The sequence below is a fragment of the Pseudomonas sp. SIMBA_067 genome (assembly GCF_046534675.1).
Classification (GTDB): domain Bacteria; phylum Pseudomonadota; class Gammaproteobacteria; order Pseudomonadales; family Pseudomonadaceae; genus Aquipseudomonas; species Aquipseudomonas putida.
This window is the reverse complement of sequence record NZ_JAWRYH010000067.1, coordinates 1-427: the sequence shown is the minus strand read 5'-3', so window position 1 is coordinate 427 and position 427 is coordinate 1. Positions and strand designations below refer to the sequence as shown.

Annotated in this window: 1 protein-coding gene; it reads right to left on the bottom strand. The window is 52.2% G+C overall.

What is annotated here, in order from left to right:
* Positions 1-105: 105 nt before the first annotated feature.
* On the bottom strand, positions 106-427 hold a 322-nt coding region (locus SB765_RS28115; RefSeq protein WP_410932285.1), incomplete at its 5' end, for a hypothetical protein.

Genomic DNA, 427 nt, shown 5'->3' with positions numbered 1-427 from the left:
CTACAGTTCAGTCATTTATGGTGACTAATGCCTACCAGCCTGCCGTGCAAAATTACCAGCCTTTACGCTGAACACACTGATCTCGGGCTTCTTCATGTCCGCGTATCAGTTGTTCCAGATCAGTTCGTTGCGTGCATAAATATTAGCGTCTATTAGCCACTCACCCAAACGCTCCCTGGCCTGCATCGATTGTCTACCGACCCAAACCACCACACCGTCCGGCCTGACGAGGGCCCCCTCACCAACGTTGAAGTCGTTGTTATGCGAATCCTCGCTGATAGAGGCGATTTTCAATCCCGGAAAATCTTTTCGAAGATCGTCTGCTAGCTGTTCGGCACGATAATGCACGAGGACAAATCGGCCCCCGCGCAGCAGCTGCGTCAAGTTCTGTGGGGGCAATTGCTGTCCCTCAACAATCAGGCTCAAC